A 25740-nucleotide genomic window follows, 5' to 3' on the forward strand; every position below is an offset into this window, starting at 1 on the left:
CCTTCACACGTCATGATCCACGTCAAGGGCGGCCGGGACGCCGGCCACCCCTGTCCGGATCAGGGGGAACGGGGCCGCCAGTCGCCACGGTCCAGGTTGAGGGTCTCGGGGGTGTGCAGGCGCACCATCGTGCGCGCCACCCCCGGCGGGATGCGGCCCGGCGTCAGCAGCGAGACCACGATCATCACCCCGAAGGCCACCGGCACCGTCCACGCCGCGGGCTGCGCCAGCAACGCCCCGGCCAGCCCGGTGTGCGGGCCGCCGCCGATCGTCAGCAGCACCGCCCCGCCGGCCAGGCCGCCGCCCGCCAGCAACCCGGCCATCGCCCCGGCCGAGGTGAGCCGCCGCCACCAGATGCCCAGCACCAGCAGCGGGCAGAAGGAGGAGGCCGCCACCGCGAAGGCCAGTCCCACCACGTCGGCCACCGGCAGCGTGCGCGCCCACGTCGCCAGGCCCAGCGGCACCGCCACCGCCACCACCGCCGCCGCGCGGAACGAACGGACCCCGCCCCTGAGGATGTCCTGGCCGATCACCCCCGCCACCGACACCGTCAGCCCCGAGGAGGTCGACAGGAACGCCGCGAACGCCCCCGCCGTGACCAGCGCCCCCAGCAGGTCGCCCGCCACTCCCCCGATCACCCGGCCGGGCAGCGCCAGCACCACCGTGTCACCGCCCGCCAGCTCCGGGACGTAGACCCGGCCCAGCGCGCCGTAGACCGCCGGCAGCAGGTAGAACACCCCCAGCAGGGTCAGCACCACCAGCGTCGTACGGCGCGCCGCCCGCCCGTCGGGGTTGGTGTAGAACCGCACCAGCACGTGCGGCAGCCCCATCGTGCCCAGGAACGTCGCCAGGATCAGCGAGTACGTCGAGTACAGGCCGTACTCCTTGCCGCTGGCCAGCGGCAGCGCCCAGGTCGCCGCGTCACCCGCGCTCAGGCCCGGGGCGCCGTCCGCCCGCCAGGCCACCAGCAGGAACACCACCGGAACGGCCAGCGCGGTCAGCTTCAGCCAGTACTGGAACGCCTGCACGAAAGTGATCGACCGCATGCCGCCCGACACCACGTTGACCGCCACCACCACCGCCACCAGCGACCCGCCGATCCACTCCGGCGCGCCGGTGATGGCCCGCAGCACCAGGCCCGCGCTCTGGAACTGCGGCATCAGGTACAGCCACCCGATCAGCACCACCAGCACCCCGGCCAGCCGGCGCACCGCCATCGACTCCAGCCGCGCCTCGGCGAAGTCCGGCAGCGTGTAGGCCCCGGAACGGCGCAGCGGCGCTGAGACCAGCACCAGCAGCACCAGGTACCCGCCCGTCCACCCCACCGGCAGCCACAGCATGTCCGCGCCGTAGGTGAGGATCAGCCCGGCGACCCCCAGGAAGCTCGCCGCCGACAGGTACTCCCCGCCGATGGCCGAGGCGTTCCACAGCGGCGAGACCGTCCGGGAGGCGACGTAGAAGTCCGAGGTGGTCCGCGACAGCCGCACGCCGAACGTCCCGATCAGCACCGCCGCCAGCATCACCAGGACCACGGCGGTCACCCCGTACGCCGCGTTCACCGGCCACCCGCCCGGCCCGACCCGGGTTCCCCGACCGGGCCCGCGGCCGGACCCGCCCCCGCATCCGGATCACGCCCGCCCGGCCGGTCCACCAGCTCGGCGAAGTGCCGCTCGTTGCGTTCGGCCTGCCGTACGTACAGCCACGCCCCGGCCACGAACCCCGGGTAGACCAGCCCCGCCAGCAGCGCCCACGGCACCGGAACCCCGAGAAGATGCGCCGACCCCAGCTCCGGCACCAGCATGAACAGCAGCGGCAACCCGCCGGCCACGCACCCCAGGACCGTGCAGACGAACAAGGCCAGCCGGAACTGCGTCCGCACCAGCGACCTCATGTAGACCTCGCCCAGCCGCGTCTGCTCGTCGATCTCCCGCGTCGCCGGATACCGCGGGTGCCTGGCCGCGGTGGTCCGCGGGCTGGTCACCACCTCGCGCCGCGGCCGCGGCCGCTCCCCCTCCCGGCCCTCCCGGCCCACCGCCCGGGTGAACCGCTCGGCCATCCGCCGCCGCGGCTCCGGCTCCTCCTGCGGCTCGGCCTCCCTGCCCTCCCTGCCGTCCCTGCTCATTCGCCCCTGCCCCGGCGGGCCCGGCGCACCAGCAGGTCACGAAGCTCGCGGGTGTGCCGGCGGCTGACCGGGATCTCGCTGCCGCCGACCCGCACCACGCACCGGCCCGACTCGATGTGCAGCTCGTCGATGTGCTTGACCGCCACCAGATGACTGCGGTGCACCCGTACGAACCCCGCCGCCGACCAGCGCTCCTCCAGCGTGGCCAGCGAGATGCGCACCAGATGGCTGCCGGCGGCCGTGTGCAGCCGCGCGTAGTCGCCCTGCGCCTCCACGTAGCGCACCTCGGCGCTGGAGACGAACCGGGTGACGCCCCCCAGCTCCACCGGGATCGTCTCCGGCCCGGCCCGGCCCGCGCCGTCCCCGTCCGGCAGCTCCGCCGCCACGCACACCCGCCGGATCGCCTCCGCCAGCCGCTCCGGCCGGACCGGCTTCAGCAGGTAGTCCTCGGCCTTGATCTCGAAGGCGTCGACCGCGTGCTCCTCGTACGCCGTCACGAACACCACCCGCGGCGGGTTGGCGAACTGCGACAGCAGCCTGCCCAGCACCACCCCGTCCAGCCCCCGCATCCGGATGTCCAGGAACACCGCGTCCACCGGCCGCCCCTCGGCGATCGCCCGGTCCAGCACCCGCAACGCGGCCGCGCCGTCCCTGGCCAGGAAGACCTCGCCGATCCGCGGATCGTCCCGCAGCAGGTAGGCCAGATCCTCCAGGGCGGGAAGCTCGTCGTCCACCGCCAGCACACGCAGGCCGGTCACGGTCACCCCTCGACGTCGTTCACATGCGAATCCCTAGAGGGTGATGAACCAGACATCAAGTGTCAACAGTCTCCACCCGGCGGCGCCCTCCGAGGCGCCGTCCGCCGCGGGCCCGGCCTCAGTTGGCCGACACCCCCGGGTGATACTTGGGAACCCGCACGCTGACCTTGGTCCCGGCGCCCCTGCCGGTCTCCACGACCAGCCCGAACTCGTCACCGTAGACCTGACGCAGCCGCTCGTCCACGTTCGCCAGCCCCACCCCGCCGGCCCCGGAACGCTCGTCGGTGTCCCCCGCCAGGATGCGGCGCAGCCGCTCCGGGTCCATCCCGACCCCGTCGTCCTCCACGCTGATCCGGCACTCGGCGCCCGCGTCCTCCGCGATGATCGCGATGCACCCGGTCCCCGGCTTGCTCTCCAGGCCGTGCCGTACCGCGTTCTCCACCAGCGGCTGCAGGCACAGGAACGGCACCGCCACCGCCAGCACCTCCGGGGCGATCCGCAGGGTCACCTGGAGCTGGTCGCCGAACCGGGCCCGCTCCAGGGTGAGGTACCGGTCGATGGAGTGCAGCTCCTCGGCCAGCGTGGTGAACTCCCCGTGCCGCCGGAAGGAGTACCGGGTGAAGTCCGCGAAGTCCAGCAGCAGGTCCCGCGAGCGATCCGGATCGGACCGCACGAAGCTCGCGATGGTCGTCAGCGAGTTGTAGATGAAGTGCGGGGAGATCTGCGCCCGCAGCGCCCGCACCTCCGCCTCCATCAGCCGCGTCCTGGACCGGTCGAGCTCGGCCAGCTCCAGCTGGGAGTCCACCCAGCTCGCCACCTCGTGGGCCGCCCGGACCAGCCCCGCCGAGGCGTGCCCGCCGTAGGCCGCCAGCGACCCGACCACCCGGCCGTCGGTGGTGAGCGGCACCACCACGGCGAACCTGATCGGGCACTCGGGGATCTCGCACGAGATGACCTCCGGCCCCAGCACCCGGGTGCGGCCGCCCGCCAGGGTCCTGGCCGCGTGCCCGAACGCCTCCGGGGCGTGGTGGTCGCCCTCGCCGTCGTAGACCAGCAGCCGTTCCCCGTCGGTGATCGCCAGCGCCGGGGAGCCGAGCAGCTCGCGCAGGTGCCGGGACGCCTTCTGCGCCCCGGCCTCGGTCAGCCCGGCCCGCAGCGGCGGCGCGGCGAGCGAGGCGGTGTGCAGGGTCTCGAAGGTGGCCCGCTCGGCCGGGCTGCTGCCCAGCTCCCGCCGGCCGCGCAGCACCCGCCACAGCACCAGCGCCGGGACGCCGACCACGACCGCCACCACCAGCACCGCGACGAGGGGTTCCACCTGCCGGACCTTACCGCCGGGACCGTTGTACGGCCAGCGCTTCTTTACAACGTAGATCAATACCTTGCCAAGGACGGCCGGCGGGTGCCCGGCGGCTCTTTACATCGTTGAATACAACGTTGTAGAAACGGCTGGACACGATCATCGGGGGCGAGGAACCGAGGAGAGACCCGTGCGCACCAGAACCGTCCGCCGCGCCCTCGCGGTCGCGGCCGGAGCCGCCTGCCTCCTGGCGGCGTCCCCCGCCACCCCGGCGCAGAGCACCGCCCAGCCGCGGGGCGTCGCCCCGGCGCAGAGCGCCGCCCGGCAGCAGGGCGCCGTCCGGACGCCGGACGCCGCCCGGGACCGGGACGCCGCCGCCCCGGTCAGGACGCCGCGGGGCACGTACACCAACCCCGTCAGCCGGGACTTCGCCGACACCTTCGCCGACCCCTCGGTCATCCGGGGCGACGACGGCTGGTGGTACGCCTACGGCACCAGCGACCCGCTGCGGGAGGGCGAGGGCACCCGCCACCTGCTGCCCGTCTCCCGCTCCCGCGACCTGGTCCACTGGACCCACGTCGGTGACGCCTTCACCGAGGAGACCATGCCCTCCTGGGCCGACACCGCGGGCGGCGCGAGCCTGTGGGCGCCCGACATCCGCAAGGTGGGCCGCGAGTACCGGCTCTACTACGTGGTCACCCAGACCACCGTCACCGGCGAGCCGAACGACAACGCGATCGGCATGGCCACCGCGCCCACCCCGGCCGGCCCCTGGACCGACTCCGGCGCGCCGGTGGTCGGACCCCGCAGGGGCCCCGGCGGCGCGGGCGACTTCAAGTGGACCTTCGACCCGGCCCTGGCCGTCGACACCGACGGCGCCCAGTACCTCGTCTACGGCTCCTACTACGGCGGCGTCCTCGTCACCAGGCTCGACGCCACCGGCAGGCGCGCGGTGGGCGAGCCGACCATGATCGCCATCGACAACCGCTTCGAGGGCGGCTACCTGGTCCGCCGCGACGGCTACTGGTACCTGTTCGCCTCCTCCGCCGACTGCTGCGCGGGCCCGACGACCGGCTACAGCGTCTACGCCGGCCGCTCCCGCGACATCACCGGCCCCTACCTCGACCGCCAGGGCGTGCCGCTGAACACCTCCAGGGCCGGCGGCACGATCGTCATCGCCCCCAACGGCAACCGCTGGGTCGGCACCGGGCACAACGCCGTCCTGACCGACGACACGGGCCAGGACTGGCTGCTCTACCACGCCATCGACCGCTCCGACCCCTACCTCGACGAACCGTACGGCGTCAACGAGCGCCCCATGCTGATGGACCGGCTCGACTGGATCGACGGCTGGCCGACCGTGCGGGGCGGCCGCTGGGCCTCCGAGGACCCCCAGCCCGCGCCCGGCCGCCGGGACCCGCACCGCGGGCCCGCGCCGGACCCGGTCCCCGGCCCGGTGGACCGCGCCCGCAGCGACGACTTCGACGGTACGGCCCTGCGCCCCGGCTGGTCGTGGGTCCGCTCCCCGCAGGGCGAGCTCCGCGACGGGGCGCTGCGCTGGCCCACGCAGGCCGCCGAGCTCAACCGGGACGACAACACCGCCTCGGTGCTGCTGCGCGACGTGCCCGAGGGCGACTGGACGGCCGAGACCAAACTGACCATCGACCTGGGGACCGACACCGTCCGCAACTACCAGCAGGCCGGCCTGATCGCCTACGCCGGGGACGACCTCTACACCAAGCTCGTCCACGCCGCGATCTGGAACACCCGCCAGACCGAGTTCGGCAAGGAGACGCCCTACGCCGGCCGGATCGCCTACGGCGGCACGATCGTCGGCCCGCCCGCCGAGACCACCTGGCTGCGTCTCGTCCACCGGGTGGACCCGCGCGACGGCGAGCACGAGCTGCGCGCGGCCACCAGCCGCGACGGGCGCGAGTGGGTCCACGGCGGCGTGTGGACGCTGCCGGCCGGGGCCGACGTGCGCGTCGGGCTCATCTCGATGGGGGGCGCGGGGGCCACGGCGCAGTTCGACTACTTCCGTCTCTACCGCCGCTGACCGCCCGCGGCGGGCGGGATGGGCGGGATCGCCGCCCCGCCCGCCGCGGATCCGGCCTCCGGGCCGTGCGGCCTCGTCCCCCGCGGGTCCGTTCCCGGGACCGCCCGCCGGGCTTCAGGCGGACGGCCCCAGGGCCCGGCGGATGCGCTCGGCGTAGGACTCGGCCTCGTCGTCGCCGTCGTAGCGGACGCGGGGCCAGAAGAAGCCGCGCAGGCCGTCCCCGCGGTTGCGGGGGACGACGTGGACGTGCAGGTGCGGCACGCTCTGGCTGATCCGGTTGTTCATCGCCACGAACGTGCCGCCCGCCGCGAGGCCGCGCTCGACGGCGGCGGAGACGGCCCGGACCCGCTCGAAGAACGGGCCGACCAGCGGCGCCGGCAGCTCCGGGAGCGTCTCGACGTGGCGGGCGGGCACCACGAGGACGTGCCCCTTGAAGACCGGCCGCCGGTCCAGGAAGGCCGTGGCCACGCCGTCGGAGAGCACCACCGACGCCGGCCGCTCCCCCGCCGCGACGGCGCAGAACGCGCACGCCGCCTCCGCCGCGCCGGAAGCGGCCGTCCCGGAAGTCTCCGCCATCGCCCCAGCATAGAAGGCGGCCCGGGAGACCCCCGTCAGGAGACGACCTTCGTGGTGACCGTACGGCTGAAGCGGTAGTTGCAGAACTTCGCCCGCGCCTGGGCGCGGGTGTGCCGCCGCGCGTGGTCCTGCGCGTTGAGCCCGTCGAAGCTGTCGAAGCCGAGGGTCGCCCTGGCCTTCCCGTGGGCCTTGGCCGGGAGGCGGGCGGAGAGCACGATCCTGCCCTGGTTGGGGATCCCGCCGCGGGTCTCGCACCAGACGCCGTCGGCGTGCCGTCGGCAGGGGAAGGTCGCCAGCCGTTTGCCCGCGGTGTCGAACAGCACCGCCCGGGAGGGCCCGCGGGCTCCCTTGGGGAAGGAGCCGCCCACCCAGTAGGAGCCCCAGTAGGGGGCGAAGGACGGCGTCCAGGTCGTGGAGTAGTCCAGGACGTAGGTGACCTCCCGCCCGGGGGCGGCGCGGGAGGCGCCCCGGACGGTCAGGTCGAAGACGATGAGTGCCTCCCGTTCGCACTTCCTGGCGCTGAGGCAGCCGGCGTCGGCGGGCGACGCCGGGGACAGCGCGGTCGCGACGAGGGTGAGTCCCGCGACGAGTCCGAGAGCACGGCGCATGTGACCTCCTGGGGGTCCGGCCGGGAGGGCGGGGCCGTACGGTCCCGCCCTCCCGGCGGATATGCCTGCATCGGCACTGAGGACAACGGATGCGGCCCCGGAACGGTTCAGCCGGCCCCGGATCCCGGAGGCGACGGACGCGGGCCCGGGGCGGTCCGGCCGGCTTCCGGGTCCTCCGCGCGCCCCGCGACCCCGTGACGGCGGGCCGCGCCCCGGGTGTCCGGGCGGACGGAAGGGAGAGGGGGTCCGCCGTCCACCCGGAAGCGGCCAGACTACTCCCCGCCGATCAAGGCCGGTCGCGCCCGGGTCCCCGGCGGGACAGGGGGCGCGACCGGTCTCCTCACCACCTGCGCCGTCGCGCGACCATCCGCCGTACGGTCACCCTCCGGGTCCTGCCCCGGTTCTGGCGCAGCGACCGGAACGCGAGCAGGGCCAGGGCCGCCGCCGCCGCGGCGGCCGGCGTCCGGCCCGCGGTGTTCTTGAGCCGGACGGGCGCCCTCTCCTTCACGCGGCCGACCATCTCCGGCGCCGCGCCCCGCGCCCGGCTCACCATCCGGCCGGCGCCCTGCCTGACGCGGGCCTTGACGTCGGTCTTCTGCACCAGGGCCTCCACGGTGTCGCCCAGCTGACGGCGGGAGTTCTCGATGTCGCGGCGCACGGACTCCTTGGTGTCCTTGACCGTGCCCCTGCCGCCCCGCGCCGGGGCCCTGCCGCCGGTCATGGTCCCGCCGGGCGCGGTCATGCCGGCCGGTCCCGCGCCCGCCGTGCCCACGCCGCTCGCCGCCGTGCCGGTCCCGACCGCGCCGGACCGGCCGCCGGCGGCGTTCCCCCGGTGACGCCCTCCGTGGTGGCGGACGGCCCGGCGGCGCCGCCGGGCGCCGTCCCGGTGCGCTCGCCCGTCGGGGCGCCGGGAATCGGGAGGTACGGCGTTTTCGGCGGGATGTCCAGCGACTGCCTCTCGTCCGGCGGCACCGGCATGCCGACCGGTTCCCGGCGGGAGCCGGTGGTGCCGGCCTCCGGACGCTCCCGGCCGCCCCTGCCCGGATCGGTTTCGGTCATCGGTGCGCCCTCTCCCTCACCGTGTCGATGTCGTTCCTGACGCTCTCGATGGTGTGCCGCGGGGCCGGTGGACCGGCCGCGGACACCTGATGCTTGCCCAGCAGGCCGAAGATCGCGGCCATCACCAGCAGCACCACACCGATGATCAGCGCGGACAGCCAGCCCGGCAGGACCAGCGTGAGGGCCAGGATCGCCGCGGCGACCAGGGCTCCGCCCCCGTACAGCGCCATGACGCCCGCTCCACCGAACAACCCGGCACCGAGCCCGGCGTGTTTGCCCTTCTCCGCCAGTTCGAGCTTGGCCAGGCGTAACTCGTCCCGGACCAGGCGTGAGACGTCCTGTGAGAGCCGACGGACCAGCTCCGCCGTGGACAGGGTCTCCTTCTGAGTGTCGGTCATGGCATGCCTCTCCTCCCTGCAGGAGAAGCGCCTACCCCCTCCTGCCATGGCAAACATCCCCGGCGGCGGCCGGTCGCGAGCCGCCGCGCGGCCTCGCGCCCGGCGCTCGCGGCGGTCGCGCCGTCACCGCGGGGAGGAGCGCGCCTGCGCCGGTGACGGTTCGTGCGCCGCCGGGAAGGGAACGGCGGACCGCCCCTCCCCCACCCGTCCACGCGTCCCGTGGACCGGGACCACGCGGATTCGTGATCGATGTGACCGGCGTGAATACCGGTCGATTCTGGCCATACCCACCTGCCGTTCGACGGCAACCGGTTACCCGCCGTCATTCGGCGGAGCGGCCCGGGGCACGCCCGGCCCGGGGCGCGGCCGGTCCGGGCCCGCTCGACGGCCACGCCCGCCGGCGGCGGGAATGGCGAGGCGGCGGGGCCGGTCAGCCCGGCAGCGGGCCGAGCATCCGGTGGGGGCGGCGCAGGGCCACGCTGACCGGGTCGTCGCGGAAGGGGTCGGCGCCGGGGCCGGGCCGTACCTCGGTCTCCTCCAGAGGGGGACGCCCGCCGCACGAGGGGCAGAGCCCGTGGGGGTCGATGCGGGCGCCGCAGGTGACGTGGTGAAAGACCCGGCGGGGGCCGGCCTTCGAGAGGTTCCGCTCGCCCCACTGGGCGAGCAGGTACACCGGGCCCCACAGCTCGCGGCCCATCGCGGTCAGGACGTACTCGTCGCGCGGGGGTGACTGCGAGTAGCGGACCCGCTCCAGCACCCCGGCGTCCACCAGCGTCTGGAGCCGCTGCGACAGGACGGCCCGCGGGATGTCGAGGTGGGCGAGGAAGTCGCCGTAGCGGCGCACGCCGTACAGCGCGTCGCGGACCACCAGCAGCGTCCAGCGCTCCCCGACGAGCTCCAGGGCACGGGCGAGGGAGCAGTCCTGCCCTTCGTAGTTCTTGCCGAGCGCCATGACCCCATGCTAGTTCGCTCACCGAACCCACGCGCCGCGCGACCGATGCAGGTTCATTCACCGAACTGACGCGTGCTACGGTCTCCATCAGTTCATTGAATGAACCTTGGAGGCTTCCCCATGACGATCGCCGCGCCCGGGCGCGCCCCGGACACCGCCCCGGCCCCCGGCCCGACCCTCGCGCTCGCCTGCGCCGCGCCACTGCTGGCGCTGGTCAACTACACCGTCCCGGCGGCGACGCTGCCCCAGATGGTCCGGGACCTCGGCTCGGGTCCCACGGGGCCGGCCTGGCTGCTGAACGGCATCTCGCTGGGCCTGGCGGCGGCGCTGCTGGTCACCGGGGACGCGGCCGACGCCTACGGACGGCGGCGCGTCTACCTCGCCGGGCTGTGGACGCTGGCCGCCACCGCCGTGGCGGCGGCCCTGGCGACCGGGACCGGGATGTTCGTCGCCGCCCGGGTGGCGCAGGGAGCCGCCAGCGCGGCGGTGCTCACCGCCGGCCTGGGCGTCCTCGGGCACGCCTTCCCCGGCGGTCCCGGGCGCCTGCGCGCCACCGGCCGCTACGGGGCCATGATCGGCCTGGGCATCGCCGTCGGGCCGCTGCTCTCCGGCGTGCTGGCCACCGCGGTGAGCTGGCGGGCGGCCCACTGGGTGGTCGCCGCGGCCTCGGCGGCTCTGGCGCTGACGGCGGCCGGCCGGCTGCCGGAGTCGCGGGCCGCGACGCGCCGGCCGCCGGACGTGCCGGGTGCGCTCCTGCTGGCCTCGGGCCTCGCCGCGCTGGTCACCGCCGTCACCGAGGGACGCGCCGGCTGGGACCGGCCGGTCGTGGCCGTCGCCTTCGCCGCCGCGGCGCTGCTGCTGGGCTTCTTCGTCGCGGTCGAACGGCGCCGCCGGCTCCCCCTGCTCGACCTGGGGCTGTTCCGGCATCCCCTGTTCGTCGTCTCCACCGGCGGGGCGCTCGTCGTCGGGACGGTCGTGGTCGGGCTGATGAGCTTCCTGCCGGCGGCGCTGCAGCTCTCCCGGGGCCTGACCCCGCTGGGCGGCGCCGTGCTGCTGGCCGGCTGGTCGGGGGTCTCGTTCCTGACCGCCCTGCAGGCCCGCCGCCTGCCGCTGACCGGCGGCGGCGGCCTGGCGCTGGGGCTGCTGCTGTCGGCCGCGGGCACGCTCGCGATGCTGGGCGCCGCCGCCCACGCCCCTGGGCCCGGGTGGCGGCCGGGCTGGTCGTCGCCGGGACGGGCAGCGGCCTGATCAACGCGGCGCTCACCCGGCTGGCGATCGAGAGCGTGCCCGCCCACCGGGCCGGGATGGGGTCGGGGCGGGCAACACCGCCCGCTACGTCGGCTCGACGCTGGGCGTGGCGCTGGTGGCCGCGGTGGTCGGCGCGGCGGGCCCGCGGACGGGCACCGACATCGCCCTGCTGGCCTGCGCCCTGGTGGCGGCCGCGGCCGGCGCCGGGATCGCGGCCGCCGCGCGGCTCACCGGTCTCGGCGGAACACGACCACCAGCACCCGCAGCGCGAGGATCGCGCTGATCACCAGCAGGTTTTGACGTCCTCCCCGCCTTGAAGGGCGGGGATTCTCCCCTGCCAGGCCGCCGAGAACGCGGGCAGCTTGGAGTGGGTTCCTGCTTCGCCGGGTCGTGCCACCGCAAGCGGTGGTCCAACCGCCCCTCCACAGGCGTTTGGCCTGTCCGCCCGTCCGGCGGCCAGGATGTTGATCGCCGCGTTGACGTCCCGGTCGTGAGCCGCGCCACAGGCACAAGTCCATGACCGGACGTTCAACGGCATCTTGTCAGCAAGCGCTCCGCACGCCGAGCACAGCTTCGACGACGGGAACCAGCGGTCGATCTTCGCGAAGGTCCGCCCGTACCGGGCGGCCTTGTACTCCAGCATGGCCGTGAACTGCGACCAGCCCGCGTCATGGACGCTCTTGGCCAGCCTCGTGCGCGCCAGGCCCCTCACCGACAGGTTCTCCACGTAGATCGCTTGGTTGTCGCGGATCAACGCGGCAGAGAGCTTGTGGGCGAAGTCCCGGCGCGCGTCGGCCACCCGGGCGTGCGCCCGCGCGACCTTGACGACGGCCTTGGCGCGGTTGTTCGACCCCTTCACCGTGCGGCCAAGGGCCTGCTGGGCCTTGCGCAGGCGGCGCTCCGCCCGGCGCAGGAAGCGCGGGTTGTCCACCTTCGAGCCGTCCGAGGTGACCGCGAAGTGCGTCAGCCCCAGGTCGATGCCCACCTCGGCCACCGTTTCCGGTAGCGGCTCGTCGGTCGTCTCGACCACGAACGACGCGAAGTACCGGCCCGCCGCGTCCTTGACCACGGTCACCGACGACGGCTCCGACGGCAGGCTGCGTGACCAGCGCACCGGCACGTCCCCGATCCTCGGCAGGCGCAGCCTCCCGCCCGCCGTGATCGAGAACCGGGCGTTCTTGGTGAAGCGAACCGCCTGCCGGTTGTCCTTCTTCGACCGGAACCGGGGCGGCGCGACCTTCGGACCCTTCCGCTTCCCGGCGACCGAGGCGAAGAAGTTCCGGTAGGCGGTGTTCAGATCGGCGAGCGCCTGCTGAAGCAGGACGGCCGACACCTCACCCAGCCATGCCCGTTCGGGCGTCTTCTTCGCCTCGGTGATGACCCTCTTCGACAACTCCCCATCCGAGACGTACGGCAGGCCCGCCTCGCGGGCCGTCTGGCGTGCGCGCAGCCCGTCGTTGAACACCACGCGGGCGCACCCGAAGGCCCGCGCCAGCGCCTGGCGCTGGGCGGCGTCCGGGTAGAGCCGGTACCGGGAACGAAGCCGCACGGCCATCATCGTGCCACTCGACCATGACCGGGCGTAGGGGAATCCGGGCGATCCGTGAACACATCGGCGCCCGCGCCCACGCCGCCCACCACCCCGGCGAGCACACCATCGTCGAACGCGGATGGCCGGCCCTTCGCCGTCCCGGTGCCCTACGCCTGGTGGGCCGAACGGCAAGAGCGGGAAGGTCAGGACACGCTCGCGCCCTGGCGGGCACTCCCGCGCGGGCCTTCACCCCCCGGCCTGAAGACCGGAGCACTGACCCGCATTTCGGTAGCCGATGAGCTGGTGGAGACCGACGTCGGCGGTGACCGGCGGACCCGGGTCGGCGCCGAGCAGCAGCGCGTCGCTCACCCCGAGCGGGTCACCCCGGTCCAGCGCGCCGAGCACCCGCCGCCCCGACAGCGCCGGGTACGGCACGGGCACCCGTACCGGCTCCCCGGCGGAGGCGGCGGCCACCGCGGCCATGTTCGCCGTCTCGATGCGGAAGTCCAGCTCCTCCCGGACCGCCTCGGCGAACCCCTGGGGCAGGTCGCCGACGCTGAAGGCGCGGCCCCACCGGGTGCGCCGCTCCAGCGTCCGGGCCAGGCGGTAGCGGTGTGACGCCCTGGTCGTTCACGTCAACCGCACCGGAGAACGCCTTCATCAGCGGCCCGAGGACCAGGGCCACCAGTCCCCCGGCCAGGAGCGTGCGGACGACCCCGAACCGCAGGTCGAGCAGCCGCCGGGTGACCACGGCGAACCCGCCCACCAGCAGTAGGGCGGTGACCGCGAAGGCCGCCGCCGTCAGAACACCCATGACCGCCCGCCGTTCCGATCACCGTGAGAGCAACGGCCGACAGACTAGGTCATTCCGGGGCGAGGGTATGAAAGTGAAGCTCGACGCCGCTCTCCGCGGCTCTCCGCGTCAGCCCGCTCCCACCCCGGCGGCGGAACCGGCGGCGGACCGATGGCGGAACCGGCGGCGGACCGATGGCGGAACCGGCGGCCGGTCCTCTGGACACAGTCCTCGGTCCTCGGTCCTCGGACACGGGACACGGGACACGGGACACGGGACACGGGGCGTGTCGGGTCGCGTGGAAAGTCTGTTACGCCAGATCATGAGACCCTTGCTCTACTTGCCTAACGCGATGGGAAGGGCGGCACGCTAGAAATGGCACAGATCGTCGGCGGCGGACGCCCGGTCAACGACGCCGAGCGACGGGTGATCGCCCATCTGCGGGACAACGCCCCCGACGACTGGCTGCTACTGCACAACATCGAGGTGCCGCGCGACGGCGACGTCTTCGAGGTGGACCTGGTGGTCCTGACCGGCCACTCCCTGTGCGTGATCGACGTCAAGGGGACGCGCGGGCGGATCGAGGTCGCCGGCTCGCGGTGGTTCCCGGCGCGGCGGGAGGCGTTCGGCTCCCCCGTGACCAAGCTGCGCGGCACCGGGCGGGCGCTGAAGGGCCTGCTGGTCCGGCAGCGCCGGGAGCTGGAGCGGGTGTACGTCGACAGCCTCGTCGTGCTGACCGGGCCCGACGCCGAACTGGTCGACCCGGCCGGCCGTGACCTGCGGCACGTCACCGACCTCGACGGGCTGATCCCCACGCTGCGCGACGTCTCCCGGATCAGGCGGGGCTGCACCCCCGACGCCGTGCCGTACCGGACCGCGATCCTGGAGGCGCTGAACGGCTCCGTGCGGCGGTCCACCGCGCCGCCGCGGTTCGGCAACTGGGAGGTGGAGGAGGAGCTCGGCGGGGACGCCCGGGTCACCGAGTACCGCGCGTTCAACGCCACGGTCCCGGGCAGCGAGACGGTGCTGCTGCGGGTGTACCGGGCCGACCCGCTGGCCGAGGAGGAGCCGCGCGCGGCCGAGCGGCGGCTGATCACCAACGCCTACCAGGCCCTCACCAGGATCCCGCCTCACCCGTGCGTCGTCCGCGCGCGGGACTTCTTCGCCGTCGACGACGAGAGCCGGTTCGTGCTGGTCCTCGACGACGTGCACGGCCAGGCCCTGCAGCTGCGCCTGAGCGCGTCCCGGCGGGCGCTGCCCACCGCCGCCCGGCTCGACGTGCTGGAGGACACGCTGGCGGGCCTGGCCCACGTCCACGCCAACAACGTCATCCACCGGGCGCTCAGCCCCGCGTGGGTGCTGGTGACCGAGGAGGGCCGGGCGATGCTGACCGGGTTCGACTACGCCAAGCCCGGCCCCCGGCCGTACACGGTGGCCAGCGAACTGCCCAACGTCCTCGACACCCCCTACGTCGCCCCCGAGTGCCACGCCGGGCCCGAGCGGATGACGGCCGCCTCCGACGTGTACGCGGCGGGGGTCATCGGCTTCCACCTGCTCGCCGGGCGGCTGCCGTCGGGGAGCCCGGGCGCCGAGGCCCCGCTGGACGACGTCCCGCCACAGGTGACGGACCTGCTGCGGCGGATGCGCGACCACTCCCCGGACAAGCGGCCGGGCGCCGCCGAGGCCCTTGAGGACCTGCGGCGGGCACGGGCGGGGCTGCCGCCCGGGGAGCGGGCGACGGAACGCGACACCGTGCTGCTCGACCGGATCCGCGGCAGGTTCCGCCGCCTGTCCGGCCGCCGCACGTAACGGCGGCCGGGTTCCGCTCGGTGGACCGCCTCGCTACGGCGGCGACCCCCGAAACGGAACCTAACGCCGGGGCCCTGCGGCCCGGTTCCCCCGGATGCGGGCCATCAGCTCGCGTGCCCGCTGCTGGTTGCGCGGGTCCCGGGCCATCACCTTGACCCGCTCGACGGTCCTGCGGCCCTGCGGGCTGGCCAGGTATCGCCGGATACGGTCGATCATGGTCGCCATCGTGTCCTCCCATCGCTTTCCGAAGAGAGCTTCCCCGGCGATCCCCGTCCAATCCGGAGTGCCCGTCCCGGGAGCCCGGAACGGGGCGCGGAAGCGGCACGGAAAGGGTACGGAGAACGGCGCGGGGAACGGCGGAGCGGGCGGCTCGGCGCTCCCGGGCCGCCTGGAGCCGGGCCACCGGGCGGCCCGGGAGCGGACGCTCAGGAGTCGACGAACTCCTCGGGGACCATCACCCGCAGGCCGTTCGGGATGGTCCGGATGGTGATCGGCGTCATCAGGCGGACCTCGCCGTCGACGTCGGCGGCCATCGGCGGGTCGGTCTCCAGGAGCATCTCCCGGCCGACGACGAAGGGGCCGCCCGCGAGGCTGCGCCAGCGGCCGGTGGCGGCGCGGATCAGGGTCTCCACGACCAGCCGGAGGCGCTTGCCCGAGCCTAGCTGGTAGGCGACGAGCAGGCCGTTGTCGATGCTGATGTCCCTGGCCACCTGCCAGCCGCCGTGGAAGCGGCCGTTGGCGATGTTGAGCTGGTGGGTGAGCAGCTCGTGGCGGTGGCCGTCCACCGTGATGGCGGCGCGGAAGGGCCGGTGCCCGGGGAGGATCGTCAGGGCGGTCAGGGGGTAGGCCGGGCGCCCGAGGACGCGCTTGAGCCAGGGCCGCACCTTGCCGGCCACCTCGACGGAGACGCCGAAGCTGGCGAGGTTGGCGAACTCCCGGTCACCCGCGACGCCCAGGTCGATGTCGGCGACCTTGCCGGTGCGGAACACCCGGACCGCCCCGGGCAGGTCCAGCGGGAGGCCGAGGCTGCGGGCGAAGTTGTTGGTGGTGCCCAGCGGCAGCAGGCCGAGGGCGACGTCGCGGTGGGCGACGTGCTTGACCGCGGCGCTGAGCGTGCCGTCGCCGCCGCCGACGGCCAGCAGGTCGGGGCGCTCGTCCAGCGCCGCGTCCAGCGTGGCCCGCAGGGCGCGGGGGTCGTCGACGGTGAAGGTGCGGACCGGTTTGAAACCCTCCGCGTGCAGCGCGCGGACGACCTCGGGGAAGAGGCGGCGGCCGCGGCGCGAACGCGTGTTGACGACCAGGCAGACCCTGCCCTTCGTCCGGATGGCCTCGGTGTGCTCGGCCTTGCTTCGGAGCTCTGCCACGTGTCCCTCTCCGCCTCGGCGTTCCTGCCGCTCAAATGGTATGGCCCCGCCGTCGGTGACGGCGGGGCCATACACGGTTCTCCGGCCGGTGATCCGGGCCGTCCGGGTGGTCCGGACGGCCCGGGACCGGGCGGTCAGGCGGTCAGGCGGACCTTCCGGGTCACTTGGACGGCGGGGTCACCTGGATGATCGCCCCGAGGTTGCCGGGCAGCGGGGTGACCAGCTTGAGCTTCACACCCAGCGCCTTGCCCTCGTCGCCGGGGTTGCCGGAGCCGAGGACCTGGCCGTCGCCCAGGTCGGTGCCGTACAGGTCGGTGGCCGGGGTGCCGTCGGGGTTGACGACCCGGGTGCTGTAGCGCTGGTCGCCCTTGGACGGGACGACCACCGAGGCGTCGAAGTCGCGGTAGTAGAGGCCACCGTCACGGAACTCGAAGCCCGGGTACCAGGTCTTGGCGTCGGTGAACTCGCTCACCCCGTTCTGGGCCGGCAGCTTGCTGCAGTAGGTGCTGAACGGCTCGTTCGCACCCTCGATGCACTCGGTGAAGGGGTAGGTCTTACCGAAGGAGAACGCCGCGTTCGAGGTCTGCATACGGCCGGGCAGGTTCTTCAGCACGGTCGGGTCCTTCTGCGCCCCCTCGCCGTTCCGGCGGAGCGGATCGAAGTGGGAGTCGACCAGGAGGAGGCTGCCCTTGGAGCCGATGCTCGGCGCCAGGTCCAGGTTGTTGACGATGGAGTTGTTGGTGTAGGTCGAGTCGCGGTACCACACCAGCATGCCGGGCGCGTTGTACTTGACCTTCTCCACCTTCCACGCGCCGTCACGGGAGTAGTTGGTGGTGTAGGTGTACTGCAGGCCCTTGTCGAAGCCGTCGAAGTTGCGCCACTCCGCGAGGTAGAAGCGGGAGATCTCGCGGTAGCCGTCGTTGACGATCCAGCCCTGGCCGTGGGTGTTGGTGAAGGTGCCGCCGCTGGTGGTCCAGCCGTTGTTGCCGCCCTCGACGTCGTCGCTCCAGACGGTCTGGCCGCCGTTGGTGAGCGCGAAGTCGTCCACGTGCCAGCTGCGCGGGGTGAAGGCCGCGTCGGTGTTGTAGACCAGGCGCAGCTTGATGTTCTTGCCCGCGAACGGGGCCAGGTCGACGTAGTCGTGCCGCCAGCCGTCGGTGTTGCCGGTGAGGCCGTACTTGCGGTTGTTGAACTTGGCGAGGTTCTTGTTCGGGTCGGGGTAGTCGTCGCCGGTCGAGACCAGGGCGCCGCCCTCGGTGTAGACCTTCAGCTGGCTCCAGGTGGAGCCGCCGTCGGTGGACGCCTCGACGAAGCCGAAGTCCCAGTCCTGCTCGATCTCGTAGTTGTTCCAGAGCCAGAACTTCACGTCGGAGCCGGCCGGGACCTGGACGTCGCGGGCGAGCTTGACGTCGCCCCACTCCTGGTCGAGGTTGGACCACCACATCTTGGTGCCGCTGTGCGGCTCGATCATCTTCAGCGGCGCGCTGGGCACGTTCACCCGGACGCCGTCCTGGGTGAGCTTGGGCGTGCGCGACGCCTGGCCGATCGTCACGAGACGGGAGGAGTCACCGGCGTTGAAAACCTTGGGGTTGGCCCAGCCGAGGACCCACTTGTCCCAGATGCCCATGTGGGTGGGCATGGACTGGAAGATCGGGCCGCTGTGCGAGCCGCTGGACATCAGGTCCCAGAAGTCGACCGCGGAGGATCCCTGGCCGGTGGTGTCGTACAGGTCCGGCAGGCCCAGGTCGTGGCCGTACTCGTGGGCGAAGACGCCGACTCCGGAGTCCTCCGGCTGGACGATGTAGTTGGAGATCTTCACGTCCTTGCCGGGCACCTTGTAGCCGCCGGCCACCGCGCTGGAGTGCGCCCAGATCGCGTAGGGACCCTCGGCGCCGCCGTCGGAGGACTTGTCCTTGCCGGCGTGGACCAGCACCAGGTGGTCCACCACGCCGTCGGGCTCGGCGAAGTTGCCGTCACCGTCGGCGTCGGCGACGTCCTCGACGTCGTAGTCGGCCCAGGGGAAGTTCGGGTCGGCGGCGGCGAGGGAGTTGACCGCGTCGATGGCGAGCTGGCCCGGGCCGAGCGGGTTGCTCGGGTGACCGCTCATGTCCTGGGGCTCCTGGCCGCAGGCGCGGGCGCCGTAGTAGGCCTCCGAGTGCGGAACCTTGATCCACGGGCTCGCCTGACCGCTGACGGTGTAGGCGCCCTTGGACATCTCCTCGTACATGTTCTTCATGGTGTAGCCGGAGATGTCGATGCCCTTGCGACCGTCCCGGGGGTCGGTCAGGTCGGGGCGGACCCGCTCGGTGATGCCCTTGGAGCTGTAAAGCATCTTGTTGAAGTGCTCGGGGCTGAAGTCCGGCACCCAGAAGCTGTTGTTGTCCTTGTTCGCCAGCTTCGCCGGGTCGGGGATCTTGTTGTGCAGCGGGCCGTTGAGCAGGGTGCCCGGCGGCTCGGTCACGCACGTGTCGTCGGTCACGCTCTTGGGACGGCTGAAGCCCGAGAAGTCGTCGTTGGCCTTGTCGTCGAACTCCACCAGAAGGGTGAGGAGCTTGGCCTGCTTGACGACCTTCGACTTCTTGAACAGGAACTCGGCCGGGTTGAGCCCGGTCTTGATCGCCTGGGCCTCACGGGCGGCCAGCACCCGGGCCGCGGCGGGGTTGCCCTCGGAATACTTGCGGTTGACCTTCTTCGCCGCGGTGGCCTGACGCGCCTTGGCGCGCGAGCCGGGGACGGCCGGGTCGGCCACCTCCGGCTCTTCCCTGGGCGGCGCGTAGTTGATGTAGTAATCGGCCGCGGTCGGCTGGTACCGGGCGACCGAAGTGTCGGCCTGCGCCGACTGGCCGCCGACGGCCAGTCCCGCGGCGGCCAGGCCGACGACAGGCACCAGCGCGAGAACGCGCCTGCGGATGCCTCTGCCTCTGCTGGACAACGCATACCCTCCCTGCCCGGGTTCGCCGGGCGCGGACATCCCTGCGTGCCGTGTGCACGCGCCGACGGGGACGTTAGACGAGAAGGTAAAGCAGGAGTAAAGACGTCGGCTTTATGTTGCGAAACTGTAATTGAGAGCCTTTTGTCGCGTAAATACGTTATGTCGGTCCTTGATCTTTTATCGAAGGCTAATCGGCAGGTCGAAGACGGTGAACCGTACGGCGGGCGGACCGTACGGCGGGCGGGACACGGGGGACGGGCCGGGACCCCGGACACGGCGACGCCCCGGCACCGGAGTGCCGGGGCGTCAGGACGGCGTCAGCGCGACGTCAGGCCGGGAGGGGCGGAAGAGACGGAAGGGACGGGAGGGGCCGGGCGGTCCCGGGTCTCCCCGTCCGGGACGGCCGGGACCGGCCCGCCGGGCACCCGGCCGCGCGAGCGGTCAGATCTCCTCCTGCGGGGCGGTCGGATCGAGCTGGCGCGGCTGGGGCTTCACCCTGGGGTGGTGCAGGTCGAAGGCCGGCCGCTCGGACCGGATGCGCGGCAGCGAGGTGAAGTTGTGCCGCGGCGGCGGGCAGGAGGTCGCCCACTCCAGGGAGTTGCCGAACCCCCAGGGGTCGTCCATGGTGACCCGGTCCGCGTGGCGGTAGGACCACCAGACGTTGTAGAAGAACGGCAGCGTGGAGGCGCCGAGGATGAACGCCCCGATCGAGGAGATCATGTTCAGGCCGGTGAAGCCGTCGGTCGGGCTGTAGTCGGCGTAGCGGCGCGGGAAACCGGCCGCGCCCAGCCAGTGCTGGACCAGGAAGGTGGTGTGGAAGCCGATGAACAGCAGCCAGAAGTGGATCTTTCCGAGCTTCTCGTTCATCATCCGCCCGGTCAGCTTGGGCCACCAGAAGTAGAAGCCCGCGAACATCGCGAACACCACGGTGCCGAAGACGACGTAGTGGAAGTGCGCCACCACGAAGTAGGAGTCGGTCACGTGGAAGTCCAGCGGCGGCGAGCCCAGGATGACGCCGGTCAGGCCGCCGAACAGGAACGTGACCAGGAAGCCGACGGCGAACAGCATGGGTGTGGCGAAGACCAGGTGGCCGCGCCACATGGTGCCGGTCCAGTTGAAGAACTTCACGCCGGTCGGGACCGCGATGAGGAACGTCATGAACGAGAAGAACGGCAGCAGCACCTGGCCGGTCGGGAACATGTGGTGCGCCCACACGGTCATCGACAGCCCCGCGATGGCCATGGTCGCGCCGACCAGGCCGATGTAGCCGAAGATGGGCTTGCGGCTGAAGACCGGGAGGACCTCGGTGATGATGCCGAAGAACGGCAGCGCGATGATGTAGACCTCGGGGTGGCCGAAGAACCAGAACAGGTGCTGCCACAGGATCGGCCCGCCGGTGGCCGGGGCGTAGATCTGGGCGTCGAACTTCCGGTCGATCAGCAGGGCCAGCAGGGCGGCGGCGAGCACCGGGAAGGCCATCAGCACCATCATCGAGGTGAGCAGCGTGTTCCAGGTGAAGATGGGCATCCGGAACATGGTCATGCCGGGAGCGCGCATGCAGATGATCGTGGTGATGAAGTTGACCGAGCCGAGGATCGTGCCCAGGCCGCTGATGACCAGGCCGACGATCCACAGGTCGCCGCCGACACCGGGCGAGCTGACCGTGCTCGACAGCGGGGTGTAGGCGAACCAGCCGAAGCTGGCCGCGCCGCCCGGGGTGAGGAACCCCGAGACGGCGATGATCCCGCCGAAGGCGAACAGCCAGTAGCTCACCATGTTCAGCCGGGGGAAGGCCACGTCCGGCGCGCCGATCTGCAGCGGCATGATCGCGTTGGCGAAGCCGGCGAACAGCGGCGTGGCGAACAGCAGCAGCATCACCGCGCCGTGCATGGTGAACATCTGGTTGTACTGCTCCTGGGTGACGAACTGCATGCCGGGCTGGAGCAGCTCCGCGCGGATGACCATCGCCATGAGCCCGGCGAGCACGAAGAACACGAACGACGTGATCAGGTAGAGGTTCCCGATGATCTTGTGGTCGGTCGTGGTCAGCCACGACACGATCAGCGACCCCCTGGCGGTGGGCGCGAGCGCGGGCCGCTGCTGCACAGATGTCACAGCCGGCTCCTTCCGGTTGGCGACAGCCGGATACGGCGGAACTCCCCGTTCGTTCACCAGCCATCTGCCCGGTCCGGACAATCAGAACACACGGCACGAGGAGCTACATAGTCAACTAATCCTCTTAGTAAGGCAATCAATTCCGAAAATGGCATTTATAGGGATAATTCGCCCTTGTTTCTGGAATTCTCGCACCGGGCCGGACCGCATCCGCACCCGGGTCGCCCGCTCCCGCTCCCCGCCCTCTCCGCGCCCTCTCCGGGTCTCCCCCCGCCTCCGCGCCCGGCGCCTCTCCCCGTCCCCGCTCCCGCTCCGCGCCCCTCCCCCGCCGCCGCGTCCGGCACCCGGTCCGGGCGGCCCGGTCCGAGGGCTTAAAGTCCCCTTGTGACTGCTATCACCGAACTCACCGCCGCGCTCGCACCCGGAAAGATCCTGACCGACCCCGACGTGACCGACTCCTACGCCCGGGACCGGACCTTCCTGGAGCCGGGCAAGCCCCTGGCCGTCGTGCTCGCCGAGACCCGCGACGACGTGGTGGCCGTCATGCGCTGGGCGACCCGGCACCGGGTGCCGGTGGTGCCGAGGGGCGCCGGGACCGGCCTGGCGGGCGGGGCCACCTCGGTGGACGGCGGCGTGGTGCTGGCGCTGCACAAGATGACCGCGATCCGGGAGCTGTCCCCGGCCGACGAGATCGCCGTGGTGGAGCCCGGCGTCATCACCGCCGACCTGGACAGGGCGGCCCGCGAGCACGGGCTGATGTACGCGCCCGACCCCTCCTCCTACGAGATCTCCACGATCGGCGGCAACCTCGCCACCAACGCGGGCGGGCTGCGGTGCGTGAAGTACGGCGTGACCCGCGACTCGGCGCTGGGCCTGGAGGTCGTCCTGGCCGACGGGCGGGTCATCGACACCGGCAGGCGCACGGTCAAGGGCGTGACGGGCTACGACTTGACCGGCCTGTTCATCGGCTCAGAGGGGACGCTCGGGGTCATCACGGCGGCCACCGTACGGCTGCGCCGCGCCCCGGCCTCCTACCCGGCGACGATCGCCGCCGAGTTCACCTCCCTGCGGGACGCCGCCGCCGCGGTCTCGGCGATCATCGCGGCCGGGTGCCAGCCGTCGCTGCTGGAGATGCTCGACCGGACCACACTGGAGGCCGTCGAGGCCTGGCGGAGCATCGGACTGGAGCCCGCCACCAAGGCGATGCTGATCGGGCAGGCGGACTCCGCCGACGCCGACGCCGTCTCCGCGCGCATGGCGGAGCTGTGTGAGGCCAACGGGGCGTCCTTCGTGGCGGCCTCCTCCAGCCCCGAGGAGGCCCAGGAGCTGATCTGGGTCCGCCGGATGGCCTACCAGGCCAAGGAGAAGCTGGGGAAGTGCCTGGTGGAGGACGTGTGCGTGCCGCGCTCGGCGCTGCCGTTCATGATCGAGAAGATCGAGGCCATCGCGACGCGGCATGACGCCCTGATCGCCACGGTCGCCCACGCCGGTGACGGCAACCTGCACCCGGTCTTCATCTTCGACCACGCCCTGTCCGAGCCGCCGCCGAACGTGTGGGCCGCGGCCGACGAGGTCTTCCGGGAGGCGCTGGCCATGGGCGGCACGCTCACCGGCGAGCACGGTGTCGGGCTGCTGAAGCGGCGCTGGCTGGCGCTGGAGACCGGGCCGGTCACCGAGGAGCTGCACCACGGGATCAAGGGGCTCTTCGACCCGCTCGGCATCCTCAACCCCGGCAAGGCCATCTGAGCCGCGCTCCCGGCGGCCCTCCCGCTGGTCCGGGCGGGTCGCCGGGAGGGTCCCGGTACGGCGGAGCGCCCGTTCACCGAGGTCGCGGAATTTCCGGCGGTCCGCCCGAACCGGCGGTGTCCGGCGGAAAACATCCGCCCCGGCGCTCACGCTGGTAGCGTGCTGCCCCACATAAACCTGTTTTTCGTTTTTGTCGGGGGTCGTCGTGGTAGAGCCGCTCTCAGCGGGGGATCCCCCGCGGCTGGGCCAGTACGAGCTGACCGGCCGCCTGGGGGAGGGCGGTCAGGGGGTCGTCTTCCTCGGGCGCGGGCCGGCGGGCGAGCAGGTCGCCGTCAAGCTCCTGCACCACGGCCTGGCGTCCGACCCCGAGGCCCGGTCGCGGTTCCTGCGGGAGGTCTCGGTCGCCCAGCGGGTCGCCCGGTTCTGCACCGCCTCGGTGCTCCACGCCGACCTGGCGGGCAGCCAGCCGTACGTCGTCAGCGAGTACGTGCCGGGGCCGTCGCTGCGGCAGCTGGTCCTCACCGAGGGCCCGCGCCGGGGCGCCGCGCTCGACCGCCTCGCGATGAGCACGGCCACCGCGCTGTCGGCGATCCACCGGGCCGGGATCCTGCACCGGGACTTCAAGCCCGCCAACGTGCTGATGGGGCCGGAGGGCCCCGTCGTGATCGACTTCGGCATCGCCAGGGCGCTGGACTCCCCCGGCCTGACCTCCACCGGGACGGCCGTGGGCACGCCGTCCTACCTCGCCCCCGAGCAGCTCGGTGACGGCGAGGTGACGGCCGCGGCCGACGTGTTCGCCTGGGGCGTCACGATGGTCTTCGCCGCGACCGGCAAGCCCGCGTTCGGCGCGGACTCCATCCCGGTGGTGATGAACCGGATCCTCACCGCCGCACCCGACCTCGGCGCGCTGGAGGGGCAGCTGCGTTCCCTGGTGACCGCGTGCCTGTCCAAGGACCCGGCGGCCCGGCCCACCGCCGAGGAGCTGGTGGGCCACCTGATGGGCGCGACGATCCCCTCCCCCGCCCACCTGGGGGACCAGCCCTCGCGGGCACGGCCCGCATCGCCGCCTCCGGCCGGTCCCGCCTCCGCCCCGCCGCCTCCGGCCGGTCCCGCCTCCGCCCCGCCGCCTCCGACGGGTCCCGCCCCGGCCGCCGCCGGCCCCCGCACCCCGGTGCCGTTCCCGGCCCCCGTACTCCGGGGGCGGCCCCGGCCCGGTCACCCCCGGCGGCCCGCACCCCGGCGGCGCTCCCGCCCCGGCCGTCCCCGGCGATCCGGCCCGGCCGGGCAGGCCCGCGCCGAAACCACGCCGGCCGAGCGGCCTCCTGCTCGCGAGCGTGGCGGGCGTGGCCGCGCTGGCGGTCGCCACGGGCACCGTGGTGATCCTCAACGGCGACGAGCGGACCTCGGCCGCCGAGGCCGCCAGGACCGCGGAGCCGCCGAACCCCACGCGGCAGACCGGAGAGCCCGAGGCGGAGCTCACCCCCGACGAGCCGCCCGCGCCGTGGGAGTCGCCCCTGCCGAAGGCGAGCCCCTCACCCACCGCCCAGGCCGGCCGGGGGCGGACGGTCACGCCCCAGCCGCCCAGGCCGGCCGAGCCGACGGCCACCAGGGCGGGCGGCGGCTCCGGTGACCGCGAGCGTCCGCGGAAGACCGCGGCCCCGGACACGGAGGCGGACACGGACACGGTGGAGCCGGGCGACCCGCCGTCCGATTCCATCGAGAAGCCGGCCACCGCGCCGCCGCGGGCCACCGCCAAGCCGACGACCGGCTCCCCCCCGAAGCCGGCGCCCACGACCGCGAAACCGACGGCCAAGCCCCCGCCGAAGCCGAACCCCTACACCGCGACCGGCGTCTGCGGCTCCGGCTACAAGGTGATCGACTCCCACGCCCTGTCGTCCTCGGCGACCGTCTACCTGCTCTACAGCTCCGGCGCGGGCCGCAACTGCGTGGTGACCATGTCGAAGTACGTGATCCCGGGGAAGATCTCCATGAACGCGATCCTCCAGGTGAAGGGCGGCTCCTCCGGCAGCAATCCGGGCAGTTTCACCGCCTACGCCGGGCCGGTGCGGCTCCCCGGCGCCGGCAAGTGCGTCATCTGGGGCGGCACGTACGGCTCGGCGACGTGGAAGAGCGGCTGGAGCCACTGCGGCTGAGCCCCGGAGAAACCGGGCCGGGTCCGCGGCGGCATGCCGCGGGCCGGGCCGGCGGGAGGTCCGGTCGATCCCTTCCGCCGTCCCACGTGCGCCTTCTCCGCTTTCGCGTCGACACGCGTCATCGCCCCTGTCGGAGCGCGTGAGCGTCGGCTACCTTGCTGGGGTGATCGTCAACTCTGGGACGGCGGCCGGGCGGGACCACCCGGCGCGCGGCGGGCGGGGC

At 73.1% G+C, this 25740-nt stretch carries 23 protein-coding genes; 7 read left to right on the forward strand and 16 right to left on the reverse strand.

Annotated features, from left to right (window positions below; translation table 11 throughout):
- Positions 1 to 59: 59 nt before the first annotated feature.
- From ACQP10_RS25675 to ACQP10_RS25690, 4 genes are all read right to left on the reverse strand, one after another.
- A complete protein-coding gene (locus tag ACQP10_RS25675; protein ID WP_179827454.1) occupies positions 60 to 1559 on the reverse strand; it encodes a cation acetate symporter in 1500 nt (499 codons plus the stop codon).
- Positions 1556 to 2122: a hypothetical protein gene (locus ACQP10_RS25680; protein WP_399499230.1), complete on the reverse strand. Its 567-nt coding sequence runs from the start codon at positions 2120 to 2122 to the stop codon at positions 1556 to 1558. Before ACQP10_RS25680 ends, ACQP10_RS25675 begins: the two co-directional genes overlap by 4 nt.
- The gene (locus ACQP10_RS25685; RefSeq protein WP_179827452.1) at positions 2119 to 2880 is read right to left on the reverse strand and encodes a LytR/AlgR family response regulator transcription factor; all 762 of its coding nucleotides are present in this window, start codon (positions 2878 to 2880) and stop codon (positions 2119 to 2121) included. The genes ACQP10_RS25680 and ACQP10_RS25685 overlap by 4 nt, the downstream gene beginning before the upstream one ends.
- Positions 2881 to 2998: 118 nt before the next feature.
- The gene (locus tag ACQP10_RS25690) at positions 2999 to 4195 is read right to left on the reverse strand and encodes a sensor histidine kinase (protein ID WP_179827450.1); all 1197 of its coding nucleotides are present in this window, start codon (positions 4193 to 4195) and stop codon (positions 2999 to 3001) included.
- A gap of 172 nt (positions 4196 to 4367) precedes the next feature.
- On the opposite strand from ACQP10_RS25690, the gene ACQP10_RS25695 reads away from it, so the two are divergent.
- Positions 4368 to 6233, forward strand: a complete 1866-nt coding sequence (locus ACQP10_RS25695; RefSeq protein ID WP_433539879.1) for a family 43 glycosylhydrolase — start codon at positions 4368 to 4370, stop codon at positions 6231 to 6233.
- Between the two features lie 114 nt (positions 6234 to 6347).
- On the opposite strand, the gene ACQP10_RS25700 is transcribed toward ACQP10_RS25695, so the two are convergent.
- The 6 genes from ACQP10_RS25700 to ACQP10_RS25725 all read right to left on the reverse strand — a co-directional run bounded on the left by ACQP10_RS25700 (position 6348) and on the right by ACQP10_RS25725 (position 9826).
- Entirely contained in the window at positions 6348 to 6809 is a 462-nt protein-coding gene (locus ACQP10_RS25700) for an HIT family protein (protein WP_399499232.1), read from the reverse strand.
- A gap of 35 nt (positions 6810 to 6844) precedes the next feature.
- Positions 6845 to 7417 (reverse strand): hypothetical protein, encoded by a 573-nt coding sequence (locus tag ACQP10_RS25705; RefSeq protein ID WP_433539880.1) that lies wholly within the window; start codon positions 7415 to 7417, stop codon positions 6845 to 6847.
- A 340-nt stretch (positions 7418 to 7757) separates the two neighbouring features.
- Entirely contained in the window at positions 7758 to 8159 is a 402-nt protein-coding gene (locus tag ACQP10_RS25710) for a DUF3618 domain-containing protein (RefSeq protein ID WP_433539881.1), read from the reverse strand.
- Complete coding sequence (locus ACQP10_RS25715; RefSeq protein WP_433539882.1) at positions 8156 to 8476, reverse strand: hypothetical protein; 321 nt, start codon at positions 8474 to 8476, stop codon at positions 8156 to 8158. Before ACQP10_RS25715 ends, ACQP10_RS25710 begins: the two co-directional genes overlap by 4 nt.
- The gene (locus ACQP10_RS25720) at positions 8473 to 8874 is read right to left on the reverse strand and encodes a phage holin family protein (protein WP_346022776.1); all 402 of its coding nucleotides are present in this window, start codon (positions 8872 to 8874) and stop codon (positions 8473 to 8475) included. Before ACQP10_RS25720 ends, ACQP10_RS25715 begins: the two co-directional genes overlap by 4 nt.
- A 430-nt stretch (positions 8875 to 9304) precedes the next feature.
- Positions 9305 to 9826, reverse strand: coding sequence for a winged helix-turn-helix transcriptional regulator (locus ACQP10_RS25725; RefSeq protein WP_346022777.1), 522 nt, complete (start codon positions 9824 to 9826; stop codon positions 9305 to 9307).
- Between the two features lie 120 nt (positions 9827 to 9946).
- Between ACQP10_RS25725 and ACQP10_RS25730 the strand changes: the two genes are divergently transcribed.
- On the forward strand, positions 9947 to 11074 hold the full coding sequence (locus ACQP10_RS25730) for an MFS transporter (protein ID WP_433539883.1): 1128 nt from the start codon (positions 9947 to 9949) through the stop codon (positions 11072 to 11074).
- Between the two features lie 106 nt (positions 11075 to 11180).
- Complete coding sequence (locus ACQP10_RS25735) at positions 11181 to 11357, forward strand: hypothetical protein (protein WP_433539884.1); 177 nt, start codon at positions 11181 to 11183, stop codon at positions 11355 to 11357.
- Here ACQP10_RS25735 and ACQP10_RS25740 read toward each other — a convergent pair whose 3' ends face one another.
- Together ACQP10_RS25740 and ACQP10_RS25745 are read right to left on the reverse strand one after the other, a co-directional pair.
- Entirely contained in the window at positions 11358 to 12629 is a 1272-nt protein-coding gene (locus ACQP10_RS25740; RefSeq protein WP_433541941.1) for an RNA-guided endonuclease InsQ/TnpB family protein, read from the reverse strand.
- 222 nt (positions 12630 to 12851) lie between these two features.
- Positions 12852 to 13079, reverse strand: a complete 228-nt coding sequence (locus ACQP10_RS25745; RefSeq protein WP_386148427.1) for a hypothetical protein — start codon at positions 13077 to 13079, stop codon at positions 12852 to 12854.
- 694 nt (positions 13080 to 13773) lie between these two features.
- Between ACQP10_RS25745 and mads6 the strand changes: the two genes are divergently transcribed.
- Positions 13774 to 15207: a methylation-associated defense system protein kinase MAD6 gene (gene mads6 / locus ACQP10_RS25750; RefSeq protein ID WP_346022781.1), complete on the forward strand. Its 1434-nt coding sequence runs from the start codon at positions 13774 to 13776 to the stop codon at positions 15205 to 15207.
- 60 nt (positions 15208 to 15267) lie between these two features.
- Here mads6 and ACQP10_RS25755 read toward each other — a convergent pair whose 3' ends face one another.
- The 4 genes from ACQP10_RS25755 to ctaD form a co-directional block, all read right to left on the reverse strand.
- Positions 15268 to 15423 carry a hypothetical protein gene (locus ACQP10_RS25755; RefSeq protein WP_179827431.1) on the reverse strand — a complete coding sequence of 52 codons (156 nt, stop codon included), beginning with the start codon at positions 15421 to 15423 and terminating at the stop codon, positions 15268 to 15270.
- 209 nt (positions 15424 to 15632) lie between these two features.
- Complete coding sequence (locus ACQP10_RS25760; RefSeq protein ID WP_179827429.1) at positions 15633 to 16571, reverse strand: diacylglycerol/lipid kinase family protein; 939 nt, start codon at positions 16569 to 16571, stop codon at positions 15633 to 15635.
- Positions 16572 to 16731: 160 nt separating this feature from the next.
- A complete protein-coding gene (locus ACQP10_RS25765; protein WP_346022782.1) occupies positions 16732 to 19503 on the reverse strand; it encodes an immune inhibitor A domain-containing protein in 2772 nt (923 codons plus the stop codon).
- A 441-nt stretch (positions 19504 to 19944) separates the two neighbouring features.
- On the reverse strand, positions 19945 to 21618 hold the full coding sequence (gene ctaD, locus ACQP10_RS25770; RefSeq protein WP_346022783.1) for an aa3-type cytochrome oxidase subunit I: 1674 nt from the start codon (positions 21616 to 21618) through the stop codon (positions 19945 to 19947).
- Positions 21619 to 22002: 384 nt separating this feature from the next.
- Here ctaD and ACQP10_RS25775 point away from each other — a divergent pair, with 384 nt between their 5' ends.
- From ACQP10_RS25775 to ACQP10_RS25785, 3 genes are all read left to right on the forward strand, one after another.
- Complete coding sequence (locus ACQP10_RS25775) at positions 22003 to 23364, forward strand: FAD-binding oxidoreductase (RefSeq protein WP_392573006.1); 1362 nt, start codon at positions 22003 to 22005, stop codon at positions 23362 to 23364.
- Between the two features lie 205 nt (positions 23365 to 23569).
- Positions 23570 to 24994 (forward strand): serine/threonine-protein kinase, encoded by a 1425-nt coding sequence (locus ACQP10_RS25780; RefSeq protein ID WP_433539885.1) that lies wholly within the window; start codon positions 23570 to 23572, stop codon positions 24992 to 24994.
- A gap of 55 nt (positions 24995 to 25049) precedes the next feature.
- Positions 25050 to 25517 (forward strand): spore-associated protein A, encoded by a 468-nt coding sequence (locus tag ACQP10_RS25785; protein WP_433539886.1) that lies wholly within the window; start codon positions 25050 to 25052, stop codon positions 25515 to 25517.
- Positions 25518 to 25740: the final 223 nt, after the last annotated feature.

The sequence above is a fragment of the Streptosporangium sandarakinum genome, assembly GCF_050942225.1.
GTDB classification, from domain to species: Bacteria; Actinomycetota; Actinomycetes; order Streptosporangiales; family Streptosporangiaceae; genus Streptosporangium; species Streptosporangium nondiastaticum.

Bases quoted from the DNA above. Each gene is read 5' to 3' on its own strand.
- ACQP10_RS25715 (WP_433539882.1), bottom strand. From the start codon at position 8,476: ATGACCGAAACCGATCCGGGCAGGGGCGGCCGGGAGCGTCCGGAGGCC.
- ACQP10_RS25730 (WP_433539883.1), top strand. From the start codon at position 9,947: ATGACGATCGCCGCGCCCGGGCGCGCCCCGGACACCGCCCCGGCCCCC.
- ACQP10_RS25755 (WP_179827431.1), bottom strand. From the start codon at position 15,423: ATGATCGACCGTATCCGGCGATACCTGGCCAGCCCGCAGGGCCGCAGG.
- ACQP10_RS25725 (WP_346022777.1), bottom strand. From the start codon at position 9,826: ATGGCGCTCGGCAAGAACTACGAAGGGCAGGACTGCTCCCTCGCCCGT.
- ACQP10_RS25740 (WP_433541941.1), bottom strand. From the start codon at position 12,629: ATGGCCGTGCGGCTTCGTTCCCGGTACCGGCTCTACCCGGACGCCGCC.
- ACQP10_RS25705 (WP_433539880.1), bottom strand. From the start codon at position 7,417: ATGCGCCGTGCTCTCGGACTCGTCGCGGGACTCACCCTCGTCGCGACC.
- ACQP10_RS25680 (WP_399499230.1), bottom strand. From the start codon at position 2,122: ATGAGCAGGGACGGCAGGGAGGGCAGGGAGGCCGAGCCGCAGGAGGAG.
- ACQP10_RS25700 (WP_399499232.1), bottom strand. From the start codon at position 6,809: ATGGCGGAGACTTCCGGGACGGCCGCTTCCGGCGCGGCGGAGGCGGCG.
- mads6 (WP_346022781.1), top strand. From the start codon at position 13,774: ATGGCACAGATCGTCGGCGGCGGACGCCCGGTCAACGACGCCGAGCGA.
- ACQP10_RS25710 (WP_433539881.1), bottom strand. From the start codon at position 8,159: ATGACCGCGCCCGGCGGGACCATGACCGGCGGCAGGGCCCCGGCGCGG.
- ACQP10_RS25720 (WP_346022776.1), bottom strand. From the start codon at position 8,874: ATGACCGACACTCAGAAGGAGACCCTGTCCACGGCGGAGCTGGTCCGT.